Source organism: Mycobacterium sp. NGS64 (assembly GCF_059812245.1).
Window position 1 is genome coordinate 269,141 of the sequence record NZ_JCALCI010000002.1, and the last position, 16,043, is coordinate 285,183.

The 16,043-nt window shown below is 66.2% G+C and carries 16 protein-coding genes; 8 read left to right on the plus strand and 8 right to left on the minus strand.

Features of this window, described 5'->3' with window-relative positions; all coding sequences use genetic code 11:
• Nucleotides 1–74: 74 nt before the first annotated feature.
• The 3 genes from AC5Y4S_RS09565 (at nt 75) to AC5Y4S_RS09575 (ending at nt 2,827) form a co-directional block, all read left to right on the plus strand.
• Entirely contained in the window at nt 75–473 is a 399-nt protein-coding gene (locus AC5Y4S_RS09565) for a DUF4189 domain-containing protein (protein ID WP_500032369.1), read from the plus strand.
• A 41-nt stretch (nt 474–514) separates the two neighbouring features.
• Nucleotides 515–1,540, plus strand: a complete 1,026-nt coding sequence (locus tag AC5Y4S_RS09570) for a hotdog fold thioesterase (RefSeq protein WP_500032370.1) — start codon at nt 515–517, stop codon at nt 1,538–1,540.
• 81 nt (nt 1,541–1,621) lie between these two features.
• Entirely contained in the window at nt 1,622–2,827 is a 1,206-nt protein-coding gene (locus AC5Y4S_RS09575; RefSeq protein ID WP_500032371.1) for an amidohydrolase family protein, read from the plus strand.
• On the opposite strand, the gene AC5Y4S_RS09580 is transcribed toward AC5Y4S_RS09575, so the two are convergent.
• The gene (locus AC5Y4S_RS09580; protein ID WP_500032372.1) at nt 2,819–3,313 is read right to left on the minus strand and encodes a DUF421 domain-containing protein; all 495 of its coding nucleotides are present in this window, start codon (nt 3,311–3,313) and stop codon (nt 2,819–2,821) included. The two genes, AC5Y4S_RS09575 and AC5Y4S_RS09580, sit on opposite strands and share 9 nt — an antisense overlap.
• Before the next feature lie 217 nt (nt 3,314–3,530).
• On the opposite strand from AC5Y4S_RS09580, the gene AC5Y4S_RS09585 reads away from it, so the two are divergent.
• On the plus strand, nt 3,531–5,486 hold the full coding sequence (locus AC5Y4S_RS09585; RefSeq protein WP_500032373.1) for a SpoIIE family protein phosphatase: 1,956 nt from the start codon (nt 3,531–3,533) through the stop codon (nt 5,484–5,486).
• 30 nt (nt 5,487–5,516) lie between these two features.
• Here AC5Y4S_RS09585 and AC5Y4S_RS09590 read toward each other — a convergent pair whose 3' ends face one another.
• Together AC5Y4S_RS09590 and AC5Y4S_RS09595 are read right to left on the minus strand one after the other, a co-directional pair.
• Nucleotides 5,517–6,752: an acyl-CoA dehydrogenase family protein gene (locus AC5Y4S_RS09590; protein WP_500032374.1), complete on the minus strand. Its 1,236-nt coding sequence runs from the start codon at nt 6,750–6,752 to the stop codon at nt 5,517–5,519.
• Nucleotides 6,749–7,900: an acyl-CoA dehydrogenase family protein gene (locus AC5Y4S_RS09595; RefSeq protein WP_500032375.1), complete on the minus strand. Its 1,152-nt coding sequence runs from the start codon at nt 7,898–7,900 to the stop codon at nt 6,749–6,751. The genes AC5Y4S_RS09590 and AC5Y4S_RS09595 overlap by 4 nt, the downstream gene beginning before the upstream one ends.
• Before the next feature lie 154 nt (nt 7,901–8,054).
• On the opposite strand from AC5Y4S_RS09595, the gene AC5Y4S_RS09600 reads away from it, so the two are divergent.
• Both AC5Y4S_RS09600 and AC5Y4S_RS09605 read left to right on the plus strand, forming a co-directional pair.
• Nucleotides 8,055–8,849, plus strand: a complete 795-nt coding sequence (locus AC5Y4S_RS09600; RefSeq protein ID WP_500032376.1) for an Rv1363c family protein — start codon at nt 8,055–8,057, stop codon at nt 8,847–8,849.
• Nucleotides 8,846–9,544, plus strand: a complete 699-nt coding sequence (locus AC5Y4S_RS09605; RefSeq protein WP_500032377.1) for a hypothetical protein — start codon at nt 8,846–8,848, stop codon at nt 9,542–9,544. Before AC5Y4S_RS09600 ends, AC5Y4S_RS09605 begins: the two co-directional genes overlap by 4 nt.
• A gap of 9 nt (nt 9,545–9,553) precedes the next feature.
• On the opposite strand, the gene AC5Y4S_RS09610 is transcribed toward AC5Y4S_RS09605, so the two are convergent.
• From AC5Y4S_RS09610 to AC5Y4S_RS09630, 5 genes are read right to left on the minus strand one after another with little or no spacing between them, the layout of a single operon-like run.
• Entirely contained in the window at nt 9,554–10,513 is a 960-nt protein-coding gene (locus AC5Y4S_RS09610) for an alpha/beta hydrolase (protein WP_500032378.1), read from the minus strand.
• Nucleotides 10,514–10,518: 5 nt separating this feature from the next.
• Nucleotides 10,519–10,947 carry a hypothetical protein gene (locus AC5Y4S_RS09615; protein ID WP_500032379.1) on the minus strand — a complete coding sequence of 143 codons (429 nt, stop codon included), beginning with the start codon at nt 10,945–10,947 and terminating at the stop codon, nt 10,519–10,521.
• A 3-nt stretch (nt 10,948–10,950) separates the two neighbouring features.
• On the minus strand, nt 10,951–12,099 hold the full coding sequence (locus AC5Y4S_RS09620; RefSeq protein WP_500032380.1) for an amidohydrolase family protein: 1,149 nt from the start codon (nt 12,097–12,099) through the stop codon (nt 10,951–10,953).
• Nucleotides 12,099–13,136 carry an amidohydrolase family protein gene (locus tag AC5Y4S_RS09625; protein WP_500033278.1) on the minus strand — a complete coding sequence of 346 codons (1,038 nt, stop codon included), beginning with the start codon at nt 13,134–13,136 and terminating at the stop codon, nt 12,099–12,101. The genes AC5Y4S_RS09620 and AC5Y4S_RS09625 overlap by 1 nt, the downstream gene beginning before the upstream one ends.
• A gap of 5 nt (nt 13,137–13,141) precedes the next feature.
• Nucleotides 13,142–13,540, minus strand: coding sequence for a Rieske (2Fe-2S) protein (locus tag AC5Y4S_RS09630; protein ID WP_500032381.1), 399 nt, complete (start codon nt 13,538–13,540; stop codon nt 13,142–13,144).
• A 108-nt stretch (nt 13,541–13,648) separates the two neighbouring features.
• Here AC5Y4S_RS09630 and AC5Y4S_RS09635 point away from each other — a divergent pair, with 108 nt between their 5' ends.
• Together AC5Y4S_RS09635 and AC5Y4S_RS09640 are read left to right on the plus strand one after the other, a co-directional pair.
• The gene (locus tag AC5Y4S_RS09635) at nt 13,649–14,875 is read left to right on the plus strand and encodes a cytochrome P450 (protein WP_500032382.1); all 1,227 of its coding nucleotides are present in this window, start codon (nt 13,649–13,651) and stop codon (nt 14,873–14,875) included.
• Nucleotides 14,872–16,029, plus strand: a complete 1,158-nt coding sequence (locus AC5Y4S_RS09640; protein WP_500032383.1) for a Zn-dependent alcohol dehydrogenase — start codon at nt 14,872–14,874, stop codon at nt 16,027–16,029. Before AC5Y4S_RS09635 ends, AC5Y4S_RS09640 begins: the two co-directional genes overlap by 4 nt.
• Nucleotides 16,030–16,043 lie beyond the last annotated feature (14 nt).

The following is a 16,043-nucleotide window of genomic DNA, read 5'->3' on the forward strand; positions in this document are numbered from 1 at the left end:
GTTCACAACCCGCTCAGAGCTGCGCCTGCGACATTGTGAACGTCGTTCATCGGGGGCGAGATGGGGTCGTGGCCATGAGGAACCTTGCGCTGCCCGCGGTGATCGCCGTACTCGGCGCCGCCGGGCCACTGGCGGCGGCGCCGGCGGTCAAAGCCGACATCGACTTTTCCTGCAGACCCGGATGCTGGGGCGCGGCCGCCGGGTCGCTCTCGACCGGAGAGGAATCCATCCGGCTCAACTACCGGACCCGGCACGAGGCGGAGGACGCCGCCGTGTTGTGGTGCGACGTCAAGGGAAAGACGAACGACTGCGAGGTGCTCGCGTCCGGACTGGGTTGTTTCTCGATCGCGGAGAGCAGCGACGGGAAGGTCTTGGCGGGGCGAGAGGCGCTCACCCAGGACGCGGCCGACGCGGCAGCGCTGGACGGCGCGGGCCCAGGGTCGACGATCGACCTGCGCGACTGCAACGGCTGACCTTTCCTGCATATCCCACAATGCGCGGTAACCTCATTCTCATGGCTGAACCGACCGAGGAAGCCGAAGTGACGCGCGGTGACCGCTTCATCAAGACGGCCGTCGCGATCCTGGGCGAAACGGGACGCACCGACTTCACCGTGCAGGAGGTCGTCGCGCGCTCCAAGACCTCGCTTCGCGCCTTCTACCAGCACTTCAGCAGCAAGGACGAACTGCTCCTCGCGCTGTTCGACCGGACCATCGCGCAATCGGTGCAGGCCTGGCGCGCCGAGACCAACGGACTGGACAGCACCGCCGCGCTGAAGCTGGTGATCGACCGCGTCAGCCAACAACCCGAGTCGAGCACCCAGGACAGCCTCAACAGGGCGTTGAGCCTGTACAACCAGCATCTGGCCGAAACCCGCCCCCGCGACTACACCCGAGTGCTGTCCCCCTTGCATCAATTGATCCGCGACATCGTCGGGCAGGGAATCACGGAAGGGGTCTTCAACCCGGGACTCGATATCGGGGCCGCGGCCGCGATCGTCATGCAGACCATCATGGGCGCCCAACGGTTGCACTGGCTGGGCACCGAATTGATCGGCAAACCGATCGACGCCGGCCAGCTCTACGACTACTGCAGCCGCGCGCTGGGCATCCGGGAGACCGACGAGGAATCGTCCACGCCCACCTTGGGTGAGCTGTTCGCGCAAATCGGAATGCGGCCGGGAATCCACAACGGCGAGTTCGCGATGACGATGCCGGTCAGCCCCAATGTCGTCAACACGTCGGGCGCCCTTCAGGGCGGCTTGATCGCCACGCTGGTGGACGTGGCGGGCGGGCAGTTCGGGCTGGATTATCTGCAGCAGGGCACCACCATGACCACCGCCGACCTCTTCATCCGCTACCTGCGCCCGATTCGGCAGGGCGCCGCGCGCGCGGTCCCCAGAATGCTGCGGTCCGGCCGGCGCGCGATGGTCATGCAGGTCGACATCTACGGCGACGGCGACGAGCTCGCCGCGACCGCGACCGTGAATTTCGCGATCATCAACGGGGCGACGCCGACCGGCCTGCAGGCCGACATGTAGGTCCCGGTACTCCTCGCCGCGCAGAAGTGGTAACGTCATTACCAGATACTGAGAACCACAGACTTCCGCAAGGAGATCGCCATGCCGTCTCGCGAACTTTCCTTCCCCGTGTTCGACGCCGACAACCACATGTACGAGCCGCAGGAAGCGCTGACCAAGTTCCTGCCCGACAAGCGCAAGAACGTCATCGACTACGTCCAGGTGCGCGGCCGCACCAAGATCGTGGTGCGCGGCCACATCAGCGAGTACATCCCCAACCCGACGTTCGAGGTGGTCGCGCGGCCCGGGGCGCAGGAGGACTACTTCCGCAACGGCGCCCAGGGCAAGAGCTATCGCGAGATTCTCGGCGAGCCGATGAAGGCCATCCCCGCGTTCCGCGAACCGGGCGCGCGGCTGGAGGTCATGGACGAGCTCGGCATCGACTACGCCCTGATGTTCCCCACCCTGGCCAGCCTGGTCGAGGAGCGCATGAAGGACGACCCGGAGATGACCCACGACGTCATCCACGCGCTCAACGAGTGGATGTACGAACAGTGGTCGTTCAACCATCAGGACCGCATCTTCGCCACCCCGGTGATCACCCTGCCGATCGTCGAGCGCGCGCTCGAAGAACTCGAGTGGGTCCTCGAGCGCGGCGCCCGCACCGTGCTGGTCCGCCCCGCACCGGTGCCCGGCTACAAAGGCAGCCGGTCGTTCGGCCTCGAGGAGTTCGACCCGTTCTGGCAGGCTTGCGTCAAAGCCGGGATCCCCGTGTCGATGCACGCCTCGGACAGCGGTTACTCCGAGTTCGCCAACGTGTGGGAGCCGGGCGACGAGTTCCTGCCGTTCAAGCCGACCCCCTTCCGCAGCCTGGTGATGGGCCACCGACCGATCATCGACGCGATGGGCGCGCTGGTGTGCCACGGCGCGCTGTCACGCAACCCCGAGTTGCGGATCCTGTCCATCGAAAACGGCGCGGATTGGGTGCCGGACCTCTTCAAGGGCCTCAAGGGCGTCTACAAGAAGATGCCGCAGTCGTTCAGCGAGGACCCGATCGAGGCGTTTAAGCGCTGCGTGTACATCACCCCGTTCTGGGAGGACCGCTTCACCGAGATCGTCAAGATGGTGGGAACCGACCGGGTGCTGTTCGGATCCGACTGGCCGCACCCCGAGGGCCTGAAGGACCCCATCTCCTTCGTCGACGAGCTGACCGACTTCGACGAGGAAGACGTCGCCAAGATCATGGGCGGCAACCTGATGAAGCTGATGAAGGTCTCCTCGCCTGGGAAAAAGCCGGTCTCAGCCTGAGCGGTCGGCGTCGTCGATGATGGAGACGACGCCCCTGGTCTCGAACACCGCGAGGCGAACGTCCGCGGGTGTTTGGTGGCCGTGCTGGCGCAGGATCGCGTCCAGGTCCGAGTGCGTGAGCCGGCAGCGTTTCAGATTCGCCTCATCGAGTTCGCCGTCGCGGATCAGCACCCGCACCGGCGGGTCTACCAGACGGCGCACCCACGGGACGAACCGCAGCCGCGCGACCAGGTCGTGGGCGGCGATCAAGGCGACGAGGGCGGCCGCCCCGGTTAACCACGAAGTGTCGGCGGCCGTCGCGGTTCGCCCGACAATGGCGCCCACCGCGACGGCGGTCACCCAGTCGAACGGCGTGAACTCGGCGATGGTGCGCCGCAACATGAGCCGGAAAGCCGTTGCGGCGGTGACGAATAACGCGAGCGCCTTGAGCGCGGCAAAGGCCGCCGGGCGCCAGCCGTCGACGAACTGCAGCAGCAGATCCCTCACGTCGACGCGATTCGGGTTAGGCGGAGACCGCTCATGTGACCTGAGGTACCCGTCGAAATCCAGCGTAACCAGGAGACGCGCCCGGACAGCCGTTAGCAAACTGATGCAATGGGTATCTAACAGGCATTGCTAATCTGAATATCTACGTGTGCAAACGCCGTGCATTCGGCCTGGTTATGTGGCTGCATAGCGAGGTTCCGCGGGAAGGGACGGCCAGATGGTCGCCGAAAAGGATTGGGACAACACCGTTGGTGCGCCCGACGAGGTTCGGCGCGTCTTCGAGAATGTCCCCGCGATGCTGGTCGGCCTGAAAGGGCCCGACCACCGGTTTGTGGCGGTCAACGCGGCCTACCGGGCATTCAACCCGACCGGCAACCCGGTGGGAAAGCTTGCGCGCGAAGTCTTCCCCGAGCTGGAGAGCCAGCAGATCTACCAAATGTTCGACCGGGTCTACGCGACCGGCGAACCGCAAACCGGGACGGAATGGCGGCTGCAGGCCGATTATGACGGCTCGGGAATCGAAGAACGGTATTTCGACTTCATCGTCACGCCTCGCCCGGGGGATGACGGATCGGTCGAGGGTGTGCAGATCATCTTCGACGATGTCACCGCCCGGGTGCGGGCGCGGGAGGCCGCCGAGGAGCGGATGGAGGAGCTGTCCGAGCGCTACCGGCACGTCCGCGATTCGGCCACCATCATGCAGCAGGCGTTGTTGGCGCCGTCGGTGCCTATCGTTCCCGGCGCCGATGTCGCCGCGGAGTACCTCGTCGCCGCGGAGGACACCGCGGCCGGTGGCGACTGGTTTGACGCGATGGCCCTGGGTGATCGGCTGGTGCTAGTCGTTGGCGACGTCGTCGGGCACGGCGTCGAGGCCGCGGCGGTGATGTCGCAATTGCGCACCGCGCTGCGGATGCAGATTGCCTTGGGCCACAACATCGTCGAAGCGCTCGAAGCGGTCGACCGCTTTCATGAACAGGTCCCGGGGTCGAAGTCTGCGACCTTGTGCGTCGGTTCGCTCGACTTGGCGACGGGCGAATTCCAGTACTGCACAGCGGGACACCCACCACCGCTGCTTGTCAGCGCCGGCGCGGGCGCGCGCTATGCGGAGCCGACGGGTGCGGGTCCCTTAGGTAGCAGCACCGGATTCCCGGTGCGCACCGAGGTGCTGGAGGTGGGCGGCTCGGTCCTGCTGTATTCCGACGGTCTGATCGAACGTCCCGGCCGACCGCTGGGCGCGAGCACCGCGGAGTTCGCCGAGCTGGCCGCGAACATTGCCGCCGGCAGCCGCGGCTTCGTCATGGGTGCGCCGGGCCGGCCGATCGACCGGATTTGTTCGGAGACACTGGAATTGCTGCTGCGGTCGACGGGCTACAAGGACGACGTCACATTGCTTGCGGTGCAACGGCGCACGCCGCCCGAACCACTGCGGATCACGCTGGACGCGACTATTCATGCCGCGCGCGCGGTCCGTGCCGAGCTTCGTGAGTGGCTGTCGGAAATCGGCGCCGACCTCGACGACTTCTGCGATGTCGTCCACGCGGTTTCGGAGTTCGTCGAGAACGCGATCGAGCACGGGTACGCGACAACGGTTTCCGACCGGCTTTCGAAATGGATCGTGGTCGAGGCCGCGCTGGCCGGCGATGGCAACCTGCACGCCTCGGTCGTCGACCAGGGGCGGTGGAAGGACTACCGCGAAGGTGAGGGAGGTCGCGGGCGCGGACTGGCGATGGCCGAAGCGTTGGTGGACAAGGCTCAGGTCACCCACGGTGACGGTGGGACGACGGCCAGCCTGACGCACCGCCTGTCGCGGCCGGCGAACTTCATCACCGACACGACCGTCAGCCGCTCAACCCGCCCACGATCCGTCAACTCCGAATTCGTCTCCTTGGTCGGCGAGGCCGGCCGCATCGTGGTCAGCGGGGACGTCGACGCGGCCACCGCGGCCACCCTGGACCGACAGATCGCGGTCGAAAGTCGTTCCGGCGTAGCGTCGTTGACGGTCGACCTCAGCGGGGTGACACATCTCGGATCGGCGGGCGTGAGCGCCCTGGCGGCCGCCCGCGACCGGGCACGCACGCAGGGCGGCGCCCTTACCCTGGTCGCAGCCCCCGGAACCCCCGCGCATCACGTCTTGTCGCTGGTCCAAATGCCCGTGGACAACAGCGATCGCTAAGCACTCTCGCCGACCGGCGGCGGGCGCAGGTCAGCGGCCCTGACCGTGCCGAACCTGATTGAAGGGCACCCCGCGGTCGGCGGCGTATTCGCGGGGGAATCCCAGCACCCGCTCGCCGATCACGTTGCGGGCCATCTCGGTGGTGCCGCCGCCGATGGCGACGTTCTGCCGGGACAGGTACCGCAGCCCGGCCTCGAGGCCTTCGCCGAATTCCCCCACCACACCGGCGCTTCCGGTGATCGCCATCGCGGCGTCCATGTCCATGGTCACCGTCTCGGAGTGAAAGAGCCTGATCAGGGTTCCCGCGGTGGGGGGCAGCACACCATCCCGGACATTGCGGTACACGTGATCGATCAGCTGCTCGCCGACCGCGCGTTGCACGAGCACCCGGCCGGCGATCTCCTGGATGCGTTCGTTGTCGGCCTGGCCCATCTTCTCGGCGAGCGCCACATAGTCGACCGGCGTTGTGTGCCCGCCTTCGTGGCCGGCGCCACTGGCGAACTCCGAACCCTGCCCCACCGCCCGGCGTTCGTGGTACAGCTGGCGCGAGGCGACCGCCCAGCCGCCGTTGACCTCGCCGACGACGGCGTCATCGCCGACGTCCACACCGTCCAGGAACTCCTCGCAAAACTCGGTGGACCCGCTCAGCATGGTGATGCGCCGCAACGTGATTCCCGGATGGCGGATCGGCACCAGGAACATGGTCAGGCCTTCGTGCTTGGGCGCGTCCCAGTCGGTGCGCGCCAGACACAATCCGTAGTCGGCGGCGAAAGCGCTTGTGCTCCAAGTTTTTGCGCCGTTGATAATCCAACGCTCGCCTTGGCGTTCGGCTCGGGTGATGACACCGGCCAGGTCCGAACCGCCGCTGGGTTCGGACAGCAGTTGCACCAGGACCTCGTCGCCTCGCAGAGCGGCCGCGATGTGCCGCTTCTTCTGGTCCTCGGTTCCGGTGTCGAGCAGGGTGGCGCAGCAGATGGTGAACGTCGGGGTGTTCAGGATCAGCGGCATCTCGTAGCCGAGGGATTCGGCGTCGAATGCCTTCTGGTACTCGTAGTCCAGCCCTAGGCCACCGTACTCGCGGGGAAAGCAGATACCGGCGAATCCGCCCTCGTAGAGCAGCTTTTGCAGTTCGCGGGCCCTGTTCCAGGATCGCTCGTCGTCGCGCGGTGCGGGCGGCGGGTTCTCGGGGTCGATGGCGGGCAGGTTGTCCGCCAACCACACTCGGGCCCGGGCTGCGAATTCGGCGACGGTTTCGGTGGTCGTCATCGGGCGTTCGTCACCGATCGGGCCGCCCTCTCCGCGTCGTACACCCTCAGGTTATGTTCCTCGGGCGTGCCGAACATGGAGCGGTACAACGTGACCCGCCTCAGGTAGAGGTGCAGGTCGTGTTCCCAGGTGACGCCGATGCCGCCGTGCATCTGAACGCAGGCCTGCACGATCCGGCCCGCCATCTCGCCGACGTATGACTTGGCGATACTCGCCGACAAGCCCGCCTTGGGCGAGCGCGCGGCGACGTCGGCAACCGCCGCCGACGTGGTGGCACGACACGCTTCCAGCCACAACTTCATGTCGGCGAAGCCGTGCTTGAGGACCTGGTAGGAGGCCAGCGGCCGGCCGAATGTATGCCTGTCCAGCGCCCATTGGACGGTGAAGTCGAACACCGTTTGCAGAATGCCGACCACCTCGGCGCACTGCAGTACCTGGGCGAGCTGGCTCTGCCGCCCGATCAGCGCGGCGGCCTCGGCGGGGCCGCCGACTGCGGCGGAGCGGTCTACGACCACGCCGTCGAAGTCGATTTTTGCGTATTGCTTGACCAAGTCGACCGACTGCTGCGGCGTGATCCGGACACCGGGCGCGTCTGTCGGCACCAGGAACTGACGAACGCCGTCATCGCTTCGCGCCACGACCAACAGCACCCCACTTTGCGCCCCGGCCTCGACACGGTCCTTGGCACCATCAATGCGGAAGCTGGACTCCGTCCGGGTGGCCGCCACCGAAGGATCCAGCGGAGCCCAGCCCCTGCCCGGCTCGCAAACCGCCCACGACGCCACGGTTTCACCGGACATCAGCGACTCGATGGTCTCGGCGTGCGCCCGCGGATCCGGGCACTCGGCGAGCGCCGCGAGCACGACGCTGACCGGATACAGCGGCCCGGGCGCCACCGTCTTGCCGAGCTGCTCGGCCACCATGGCCAGGTCCACGACGCCGCTGTCCGAAACGCTGCCGCCGCCCAACTCCTCCGGCACGAGGAGGGCCGTCCACCCGAGTTCGGCGGCGCGCCGCCACCACGCCGGGTCGAAGGACAGTCCCGCGGCGTGCAGTTCGCGGACGCGACTCAGGGGCGCTTCTTTTTGCAGAAAGGCCTGGGTTGTGGACGCGAAGAGTATCTTTTCGGGAGAGTCGACAGCGGTCATGATGCCGGCAGATTCGAGAGGAAGCGTGGGTGGTTGATCATCCGCCTGGTCGGTTCTCGTCGGGGTTCGCTGTGGATTCTGATGTTAGCAATGAGCAGTACGGTAAGAGATACCGGAGTCCAATCGATAATGATCATCACGAGCGGTAATCGCGGTGGCTGAGGCGAACGAAACGCCCGATCATTCGACCGCATCGGAGGCCGACGCCAGGGCGTTGCTCGAAGAGGCCGAGGCGGAGGCCGCCGCGGCCGAAGCGCGTGCCGCCGCGGCCCAAGCCCGCGCCCGCGCCGCTCGGCTGCGACGCGAGGCCCTCGGGTTGCCGGATCCCGACGAGTACGACGACGCGGACGAGGATTACGCCGCGGACGAGGATTACGACGAGGACGAGGATGACTACGAGGACGACGAAGAATACGGCGAGGACGACTCCGCCGAGTCGGTAACCGAGCAAGCTGCATGGCGGCGGCGAATGCCGCTGCTCGCCGCGATTGCGGCCGTCATCGGCATCATCGCCTTTGTCGGCTCCAGCGCATACATGGTGCTTCAACATCGCGACACGACCAGGCACCAACAGCGCGAAGCCGCGTTCGTCGCCGGGGCCAAGCAGGGTGTCCTCAACATGATTTCGTTGGACTTCAATAAGGCCAAGGCCGATGTCCAGCGCGTGATCGACGGCTCCACCGGCGAATTCCAAGCCGATTTCCAGCAGCGGGCCAACGACTTCATATCCGTGGTCATCCAGTCGAAGGCGGTCACGGAAGGAACCGTGCACGCCGCCGCCCTCGAGTCCATGAACGACAACTCGGCGGTGGTATTGGTTTCGGCGACATCGCAAGTCACCAATTCGCCTCCGGGCAAGGACGAGCCGCCGCGAATTTGGCGCCTCAGGGTGACGGTCGCCGATGTCGGTGGGAAATACAAGATGTCGAAAGTTGAGTACGTGCCGTGACCGAAGACGTGCGCGACATCGATTCGGCCGCACCGGAACCCACCGAGGGGCCGGCCGAAGACGACGACACCTCCGTGGCCGAGGAGCCAATCGACCAGCAGCCCACCGACGAAGAGCCCGCCGACGGCGTGGCCGACGACGAAGAGCCCGCCGACGAGGGGTCGGACGACGCCGCGCCGATCGAGCGCCGCCGCCGTACCCTCTCGCCCAGGGCCCGCAAGGTCATTGCGGCGGTTTTAGTTGCGCTGCTACTGATCTCGGGCAGCGTGGCGACGTGGCTGTACTTCGAGCAGTACCGGCCGGACCAACAGACCGACGCCGGCGTCGCCCGCTCGGTGGTCAACGCCGCGACGGATGGAACGACCGCGGTACTGTCGTATTCCTCCGACTCGCTCGACCAGGACTTCGCCGCCGCCAGGACACACCTCGCCGGGGATTTCCTGTCGTACTTCGACCAATTCAGTCAGCAGACGGTGGCCCCGGTGGCCAGGCAGAAGTCGATGAAAACCAAGGCCAAGGTGACCGGCGCCGCCGTGTCGGAACTGCACCCCGATTCGGCGGGGGTTCTGGTCTTCGTCGATCAAGTCACGACGACCAAGGACAGCGCCCAGCCGTCGGTGGCGGTCAGCAGCATCCTGGTGCGCATGTCCCGGATCAACGGCAAGTGGCTGATCACCAAGTTCACACCGGTCTAGCCGCAGCCGCTACATGGCGAACACGCGGCGCAGCGTCTGGGCGTGCAGCGCCCGGTTCTCTTGCGCGACAACCCAATCGGGAACCAAAGAATCGAAGCCGTTGAATGTCGCTGCGATGACGTGCAATTCGGTGTGGACGTAGGCATGCAGTAGCCGGTTGGCGTAGTCGATGGCTTCGTCACGGCACGGGTCGATCTCGGAGCAACTGATAAACGTGGGTGGCAGGCCCTCGAGGTTGGCCCGATGCGCGGGGACATATTGACCGCTCGCCGTGGTGTGGCCGAGGTAGTGACCCCAGGCCCGGCTCACGGCAGGGCCGTTGAGGCCCGGCGTGCGCTGAAACTCCCGTCGCGACGGGGTGGCATCGGAATCGAGCATCGGCTGATGCAGGATCTGCACCAGCACCGACGGGCCCTCCTCGTCGAACACGCGCTGGGCCAGGCTCGCGACCAGCGCCGCACCGGCGTCGCGTCCCATCACCGCGATGCGGCTGGGGTCGACGTCCAGCTCGGCGCAGTTGTCCACGGCGTAGCGCAAGGCCGTATCCACGTCGTCCAACGCGGCCGGACACGGATTTTCGGGTGCGAGCCGGTAGTCGACCGAGACCAGAAGGCAGTCGGCGGCACGGGCCAGCTCCACGCAATGCGCATGATCGGTGTCCAGGTTTCCCGTCACGAAGCCGCCGCCGTGGGCGTATATCACCAGGGGCGCCCGGGATCCCGCGCCACCGCGATACAGGCGAATGCCCAGCGGTTGGCCGTCCGGACCGGCGATCGATCGCGATTCCACGGCGACACCGGCGGTTTGGACGGCCGCGGCCCGGTCGGCGGCCCGGGCCTCGGCATCTTTGCGCTCCGCGGGCAGTGTCTCGGTGCGGAAATCGACGACACTTAGCTCGATCGCCGCATCACGCAGCACCGGGTCGATCCGGCTAAGGCCTTGCGGCCGCGTCAGGTTGGTCTGCGTCATACCCCTCAACTTCCGTCCGGGAAACCATCTTCAAGGTAGACCTGCGATTCCATCTGGTGGAAGATGCGGTACCTATCACGGCGAAAAGTCAGCAACCACGTGATCCAGCTGGCACCGGTGTGCGCAACATCGGATTCTTGCCCGACGAAGCTCCATCGGCTCAGCAAAACGCAACGCGCCACTCCCCCGGCCAACCCATCGGCAGACCACAACCGTGACGACACCGAGGCGCGCTTCAGCCGACTGCCGATCCTGGCCCAGTGCCGATCGAGCTCGTCCGCGCCGACCAGCGGCACCGCGTATTCGTCACCGATGTAGATCGGCCGCGGGTCCTGACGCTCCCACAGGTTGGCGACGCCGGCGAAGTCCAGCGCCGACCACTTCTCGTCGTATTCGCCGACCAAAGAGGCCAGCATGGCGGCCAGATCGGCCACTTGTCACCGTTCTCCGGGAAGCGCCTTCACGGTCGCCGGTAGCCCGTACAGCGCCGTCGCGTTGCCGCGCATGATCCGCTCCCGCTGGTCGGCGGGGAATCGGTTGATCGCGTAGGTCGGCGAGTCGTAGCTCCAGTGCGGGTAGTCCGTCGAAAACATCAGGTTGTCGCCGAGGTCCATCAACTCCAGGTACTCGCGGAACTGCACGGTGTCGGCGTCTTCCAGCGGCTGGGTGGTGAACCGGACGTGTTCGCGCACATAGTCCGATGGGCGGCGACGCACGTGGGGCAGGTCGCCGCGGCGCGCTTCCCAGATCCGGTCCATTCGCGACATCACCGGCATCGCCCAGGTGAAGCCGCCCTCCACGAAGACCACCCGCAGGTCCGGGTGGCGATCGAAGGCGCCGTCGAACACCAGGCTCATCAGGTGCGAGACGTACAGCAACGGCCACGAGGCGAAGAAGTCGTGCCAGTGCGCGGGGTTGCCGACCGGGTACAGCGGTATCAGTTCGAACGGCGTCTGGCCCATCAGATGCGTGGCGATCGGGAAGCCGTTGCGTGCGGCCGCCTCGTAAAGTGGGTCGAAATGCGGGTTGCCGAACGGGATTCCACGCGTCTGCGGTGTCATCAGCACCTGGGCCATGTACGGATGTCCCGCCCACCGTTCCACCTCGCGGCCGGCCTGGTCCGGCGTCTGCGCGCTGACGCTGATCGATCCGCGCCAGCGGCCGTGCCAGTTGTACTTGTCCAGCCAGACGTCGGCGAGCCAGTCGTTGTAGGTCGACTTGAGCACGTGTTCGGCCTGCGGCAGTTGCGCGTCGCACATCGGCTCGAGCGTCGCGATGCTGACACCGGCATCGAGAAGCAACTGCTTGGCCGCGAAATCCGGGTCGCTGCCGGCGGCTCCGCCGCCGGGCGGCCACGCGTCCACGCGCAGCGACGACGTCTTGAACGAGTCGGGGGTGTCGTAGAAGTGAGGCACCGGGCTTACGGCGTTGCCCGTCGGCCAGATCTTGTCCACCCATGCGGCCGGCGCATAGGACTTGAGCACGTCGACCGAGAGCGGCAACGGGTGCACGTCGGTGTCGACGATGGTGACCGCGATCTCGTCCTCGCGGCCGGTGGGCGAATCGACCCGTTCGATCGTCGTCATCACACACGCTCCTTCAGCCCGTAGAGTTCACTGGCGTTGCGCCACAACACCTTTTCGCGCTGGGCGGCATCCAGCCCGTCGGCGATCGCCTCCGGCGCCGATGTGGACCAGTGGGGATAGCTCGATCCGTACATCAGCAGGTCGGACTTGCCGGTGAAATCCATCCAGCGCCGCATCGCGCCGGTCTCGGTCGGCCCGTCGAACGCCGACGAGCAGAACCGGACGTGGCGGGGCAGGTATTCGCTGGGATACCGGTCCACCCAGGGTGTCTGGTCGCGCATCGACAGCCAGAACGTGTCCAGCCGCCACATCAGCGGGGTGAGGATGTCGTAGCCGCCGTCGGCGAACACGAACTTCAGGCCTGCGTGCCTGCCGAATACGCCCTCGATGATGAGCGTGGCCAGGTGCACGAAGTAGTTCAGCGGCATGAACGCCGCGTAGCCCGGGTAGGTGTGCGCGTGCCCGGCGAAGGTCGGCGGGTGGTCGACGCCGTTGCCGCCGTTGATGTGCACCGCAACCGGCAGCCCGTGCGCGGCGGCGGCCTCCCAGATCGGCTCGAACATCGGTTTGCCGTACGGCTCGCGCGACTGCATCGGCACACCGACCTGCACCAGCTTCGGGTGACCGGCCAGGCGCTCGATCTCGGCCACCGCGCCCCTGACGTCCTCGGGGTTGACCCGGATGGTGCCCCGAAAACGGTCGGTGGTGTCGGGCTCCAGCCAGCGATCCAGCAGCCAGTCGTTGACCGCGGCACAGATGCGGCTGTTGAGCAGGTAATCGGCGATGTTGCCGCGGGTCAGCGGGTTCAGGATGGCGTAATCGACGCCCATGTCGTCGAACAGGTGCCGGGCCACCGTATCGGGATCCGAACCCGGGTAGTGCTCGCCGTAGAGGTCCGCCCGGTAGTCGCCACCCGGCGCCTGATACCACTGCTGCTCGACATCCGGGATCGAGCGCAGCTGATGCGCGGCCGGGAGATAGCGGCGTATCTCGGCGTTATAGCGGAAGTGCGGTTGCACATTCGCGTCGATGATCATGGGGTTCATGCGGTCAGGTACACCTCACCGTCGGTGACGTCGACCTGATAGGTGCGGACGCGACGCCGCGGGTCGGCCAGGTTTTGACCGGTGGTTACGTCGAATTCCCAGTTGTGCCAAGGGCATCGAACGATCTGTCCGTCACGAACGCGGCGCATCCCGTCGGGCGATTCGGGGGCCGATTCGTTGGTGCCGCCGATCAGGCCAAGGCACAAGGGGGCGCCCTCGTGTGAGCAGTAGTTGACGATCGCGTAAAGCTCACCGTGCACGTTGTAGACGCCCACGCCGAACTTGCCGACGTCGACCAGTTTCATCCCGCCGGGCGGCAGCTCGTCGAGCGAGCACACGAATCGCCGGTTGGGCACCTGGGAATCACCGCCTTCAAGGGTCAATACTGTGCGCATTACGGTAAAGACCACAAGCCGTTGGGCTTCGTTGCTATTTATACTATGATAGCCATATTCCCCTCGGCACAGATATCCGCCCTTACCGGTGGCTCAGGAGGAGCGCGAATGACGCTCGGCACGGATGCGGACGGCCAGCCCGTCACCCTCGACCTCACCGGGGAAACCAGCCCCTACCCGTTCTTCGAGTACATGAGGCGCACCGATCCCGTCTGGCACGGTTCCCTGGCCGACCACTCGCAGATGCCCGAGGAACTGCGGCCGAACGACGAATGGGTGTTGTTCGGCTACGACGGGCTGTTTCAGGCGTTTCGCGACGATCGGGTCTTCACGTCGGCGAGCTACGACAAGACCATCGGACTGGTGATGGGTCACACCATCCTGGCGATGGGCGGCAAGGAACACCACGACCACCGCAGCCTGGTGGCCAAGGCCTTCCGGGCCACCGCGCTGGAGCGGTGGGAGCCGTCGGTGATCGGGCCGGTGTGCGATCGGCTGATCGACGAAATCAAAAATGACGGCCACGCCGACCTGGTCAAGGCGCTGACGTTCGAATTTCCCACCCGGATCATCTCCGTGCTGCTCGGGCTCCCCCCTGAGGATCTCGACCTGTTCCGCCGGCTGTCGCTCGACCTGATCTCGATTCCGACCGACATCGTGGCCGGGCTGAACGCCGCGGCGGAGCTGCAGGGCTACTTCCTTGAACAGGTGGAGCAGCGGCGCCACAAGCTCACCGACGACATCATTGGGGACCTGGTCGCAGCCGAAATCGACGGCGAGAAGCTCACCGACGAGGCGATCATCGCGTTCCTGCGGCTACTGCTGCCGGCCGGCCTGGAGACCACGTATCGATCCTCGGGCAACCTGTTGTACTTGCTGCTGACGCATCCGGAGCAGCTGGCGATGGTGCAACAGGACCGGTCGCTGATCCCCGCCGCCATCGAAGAGGGCCTGCGGGTGGAGACGCCGCTGACGATGGTCATGCGGACCACCACCCAGGAAATCGAAATAGGCGGCAAGACAATCCCGGCCGAGGCGCAGGTCGACATGTGCATGGGCTCGGCCAACCGCGACGAAACCCGTTGGCCCGACCCGAACACCTTCGACATCCACCGGCCGCGCCACGCCCACATTGCGTTCGCCGCCGGCATCCACATGTGCCTCGGCATGCACCTGGCCCGGCTCGAAACCAGGGTCATGCTGAACAGCCTGTTCGACCGGGTCAAGGATTTGGCGCTGGTGCCAGACGACGGAAGCGGCCAGGAGTCCAAGATCGTCGGGCTCACCTTCCGGTCCCCCAACAAGCTTCCGGTCACCTTCGCCCCGGCCGCATGAAAAGCCGGGCGGCGATCCTGCACGACGTCGGCGGGCCATGGTCTGTCGAGGAATTCGAGTTGGATCCGCCGCGTGCCGGCGAAGTCCTGGTTGAGCTGGCCGCCGCCGGGTTGTGCCACTCCGACGACCACATACTCAAGGGCGACATGTCGGCGCCCAACGAGGTGATGCGATCCATGGGCCTGCCGACGATGTTCCCGATGATCGGCGGGCATGAGGGCTCGGGCATCGTGCGTGAAGTCGGCCAGGGCGTAACCGATTTCGAGCCCGGCGACCACGTGGTGATGTCGTTCGTCGCGGTGTGCGGGCAGTGCCGCTGGTGCGCGACCGGGATGGAGTACATCTGCGACGTCGGAATCGGCACCATGGTTCCGGGGATGCCCACCGACGGCACCTTCCGCCATCACACGTCCGATGGCCGAAACCTCGGTCACATCGCCAAGGTCGGCGCGTTCGCGCAACACACTGTGGTGTCGACGAATTCGCTCGTCAAGATCGAGCCGCACCTGCCGCTGGCGCCGAGCGCCCTACTGTCGTGCGCCATCCCGACCGGCTACGGTTCCGTCGCGAACCGCTCCAACATGCGCGCCGGCGATACCGTCGTCGTGATCGGCGTCGGCGGCATTGGCACCGGAGCGATCCAAGGTGCCCGGATCAACGGGGCCGCACAGATCGTCGCGGTGGATCCCATTGAGTTCAAACAGAAGTCGGCGTTGCAGTTCGGTGCGACGCACAGCGCCGCAAGTGTGGCCGAGGCGTTGGACCTGGTGCGCGGCCTGACCTACGGGGTGATGGCCGACGCGGTGGTGGTCTCGCCGTCATTGATCACCCCGGAGGACGTGCGCGACGCGGTGCAACTCACCCGCAAGGGAGGGACGTGTGTGCTCACCGGGATGACCTCGCAGTTGACCCGGTCGGTCAAGATCGACCTGCAGGACTTCATCCTGATGAACAAGACGCTGGCGGGCACCATATTCGGCTCGTGCAACCCCAGGGCGGACGTCGCCAGGCTGGCCAGGCTCTACGAGACCGGTCAGCTGCAGCTCGACGAGATGATCACCCGGCGCTACCGGCTCGACGAAATCAACGACGCCTACGACGACCTGCTCAACGGCAAGATCGTCCGCGGCATCATCGATTACGGGATCAGCTAGGCCCTGCCGCGCAT

Coding starts and splice junctions, on each gene's coding strand:
- AC5Y4S_RS09595 (WP_500032375.1), bottom strand. CDS start 7,900: ATGACCGCTGTCGACTCTCCCGAAAAGATACTCTTCGCGTCCACAACC.
- AC5Y4S_RS09620 (WP_500032380.1), bottom strand. CDS start 12,099: ATGACGACGATCGAACGGGTCGATTCGCCCACCGGCCGCGAGGACGAG.
- AC5Y4S_RS09585 (WP_500032373.1), top strand. CDS start 3,531: ATGGTCGCCGAAAAGGATTGGGACAACACCGTTGGTGCGCCCGACGAG.
- AC5Y4S_RS09640 (WP_500032383.1), top strand. CDS start 14,872: ATGAAAAGCCGGGCGGCGATCCTGCACGACGTCGGCGGGCCATGGTCT.
- AC5Y4S_RS09625 (WP_500033278.1), bottom strand. CDS start 13,136: ATGATCATCGACGCGAATGTGCAACCGCACTTCCGCTATAACGCCGAG.
- AC5Y4S_RS09610 (WP_500032378.1), bottom strand. CDS start 10,513: ATGACGCAGACCAACCTGACGCGGCCGCAAGGCCTTAGCCGGATCGAC.
- AC5Y4S_RS09635 (WP_500032382.1), top strand. CDS start 13,649: ATGACGCTCGGCACGGATGCGGACGGCCAGCCCGTCACCCTCGACCTC.
- AC5Y4S_RS09575 (WP_500032371.1), top strand. CDS start 1,622: ATGCCGTCTCGCGAACTTTCCTTCCCCGTGTTCGACGCCGACAACCAC.
- AC5Y4S_RS09570 (WP_500032370.1), top strand. CDS start 515: ATGGCTGAACCGACCGAGGAAGCCGAAGTGACGCGCGGTGACCGCTTC.
- AC5Y4S_RS09630 (WP_500032381.1), bottom strand. CDS start 13,540: ATGCGCACAGTATTGACCCTTGAAGGCGGTGATTCCCAGGTGCCCAAC.
- AC5Y4S_RS09590 (WP_500032374.1), bottom strand. CDS start 6,752: ATGACGACCACCGAAACCGTCGCCGAATTCGCAGCCCGGGCCCGAGTG.
- AC5Y4S_RS09565 (WP_500032369.1), top strand. CDS start 75: ATGAGGAACCTTGCGCTGCCCGCGGTGATCGCCGTACTCGGCGCCGCC.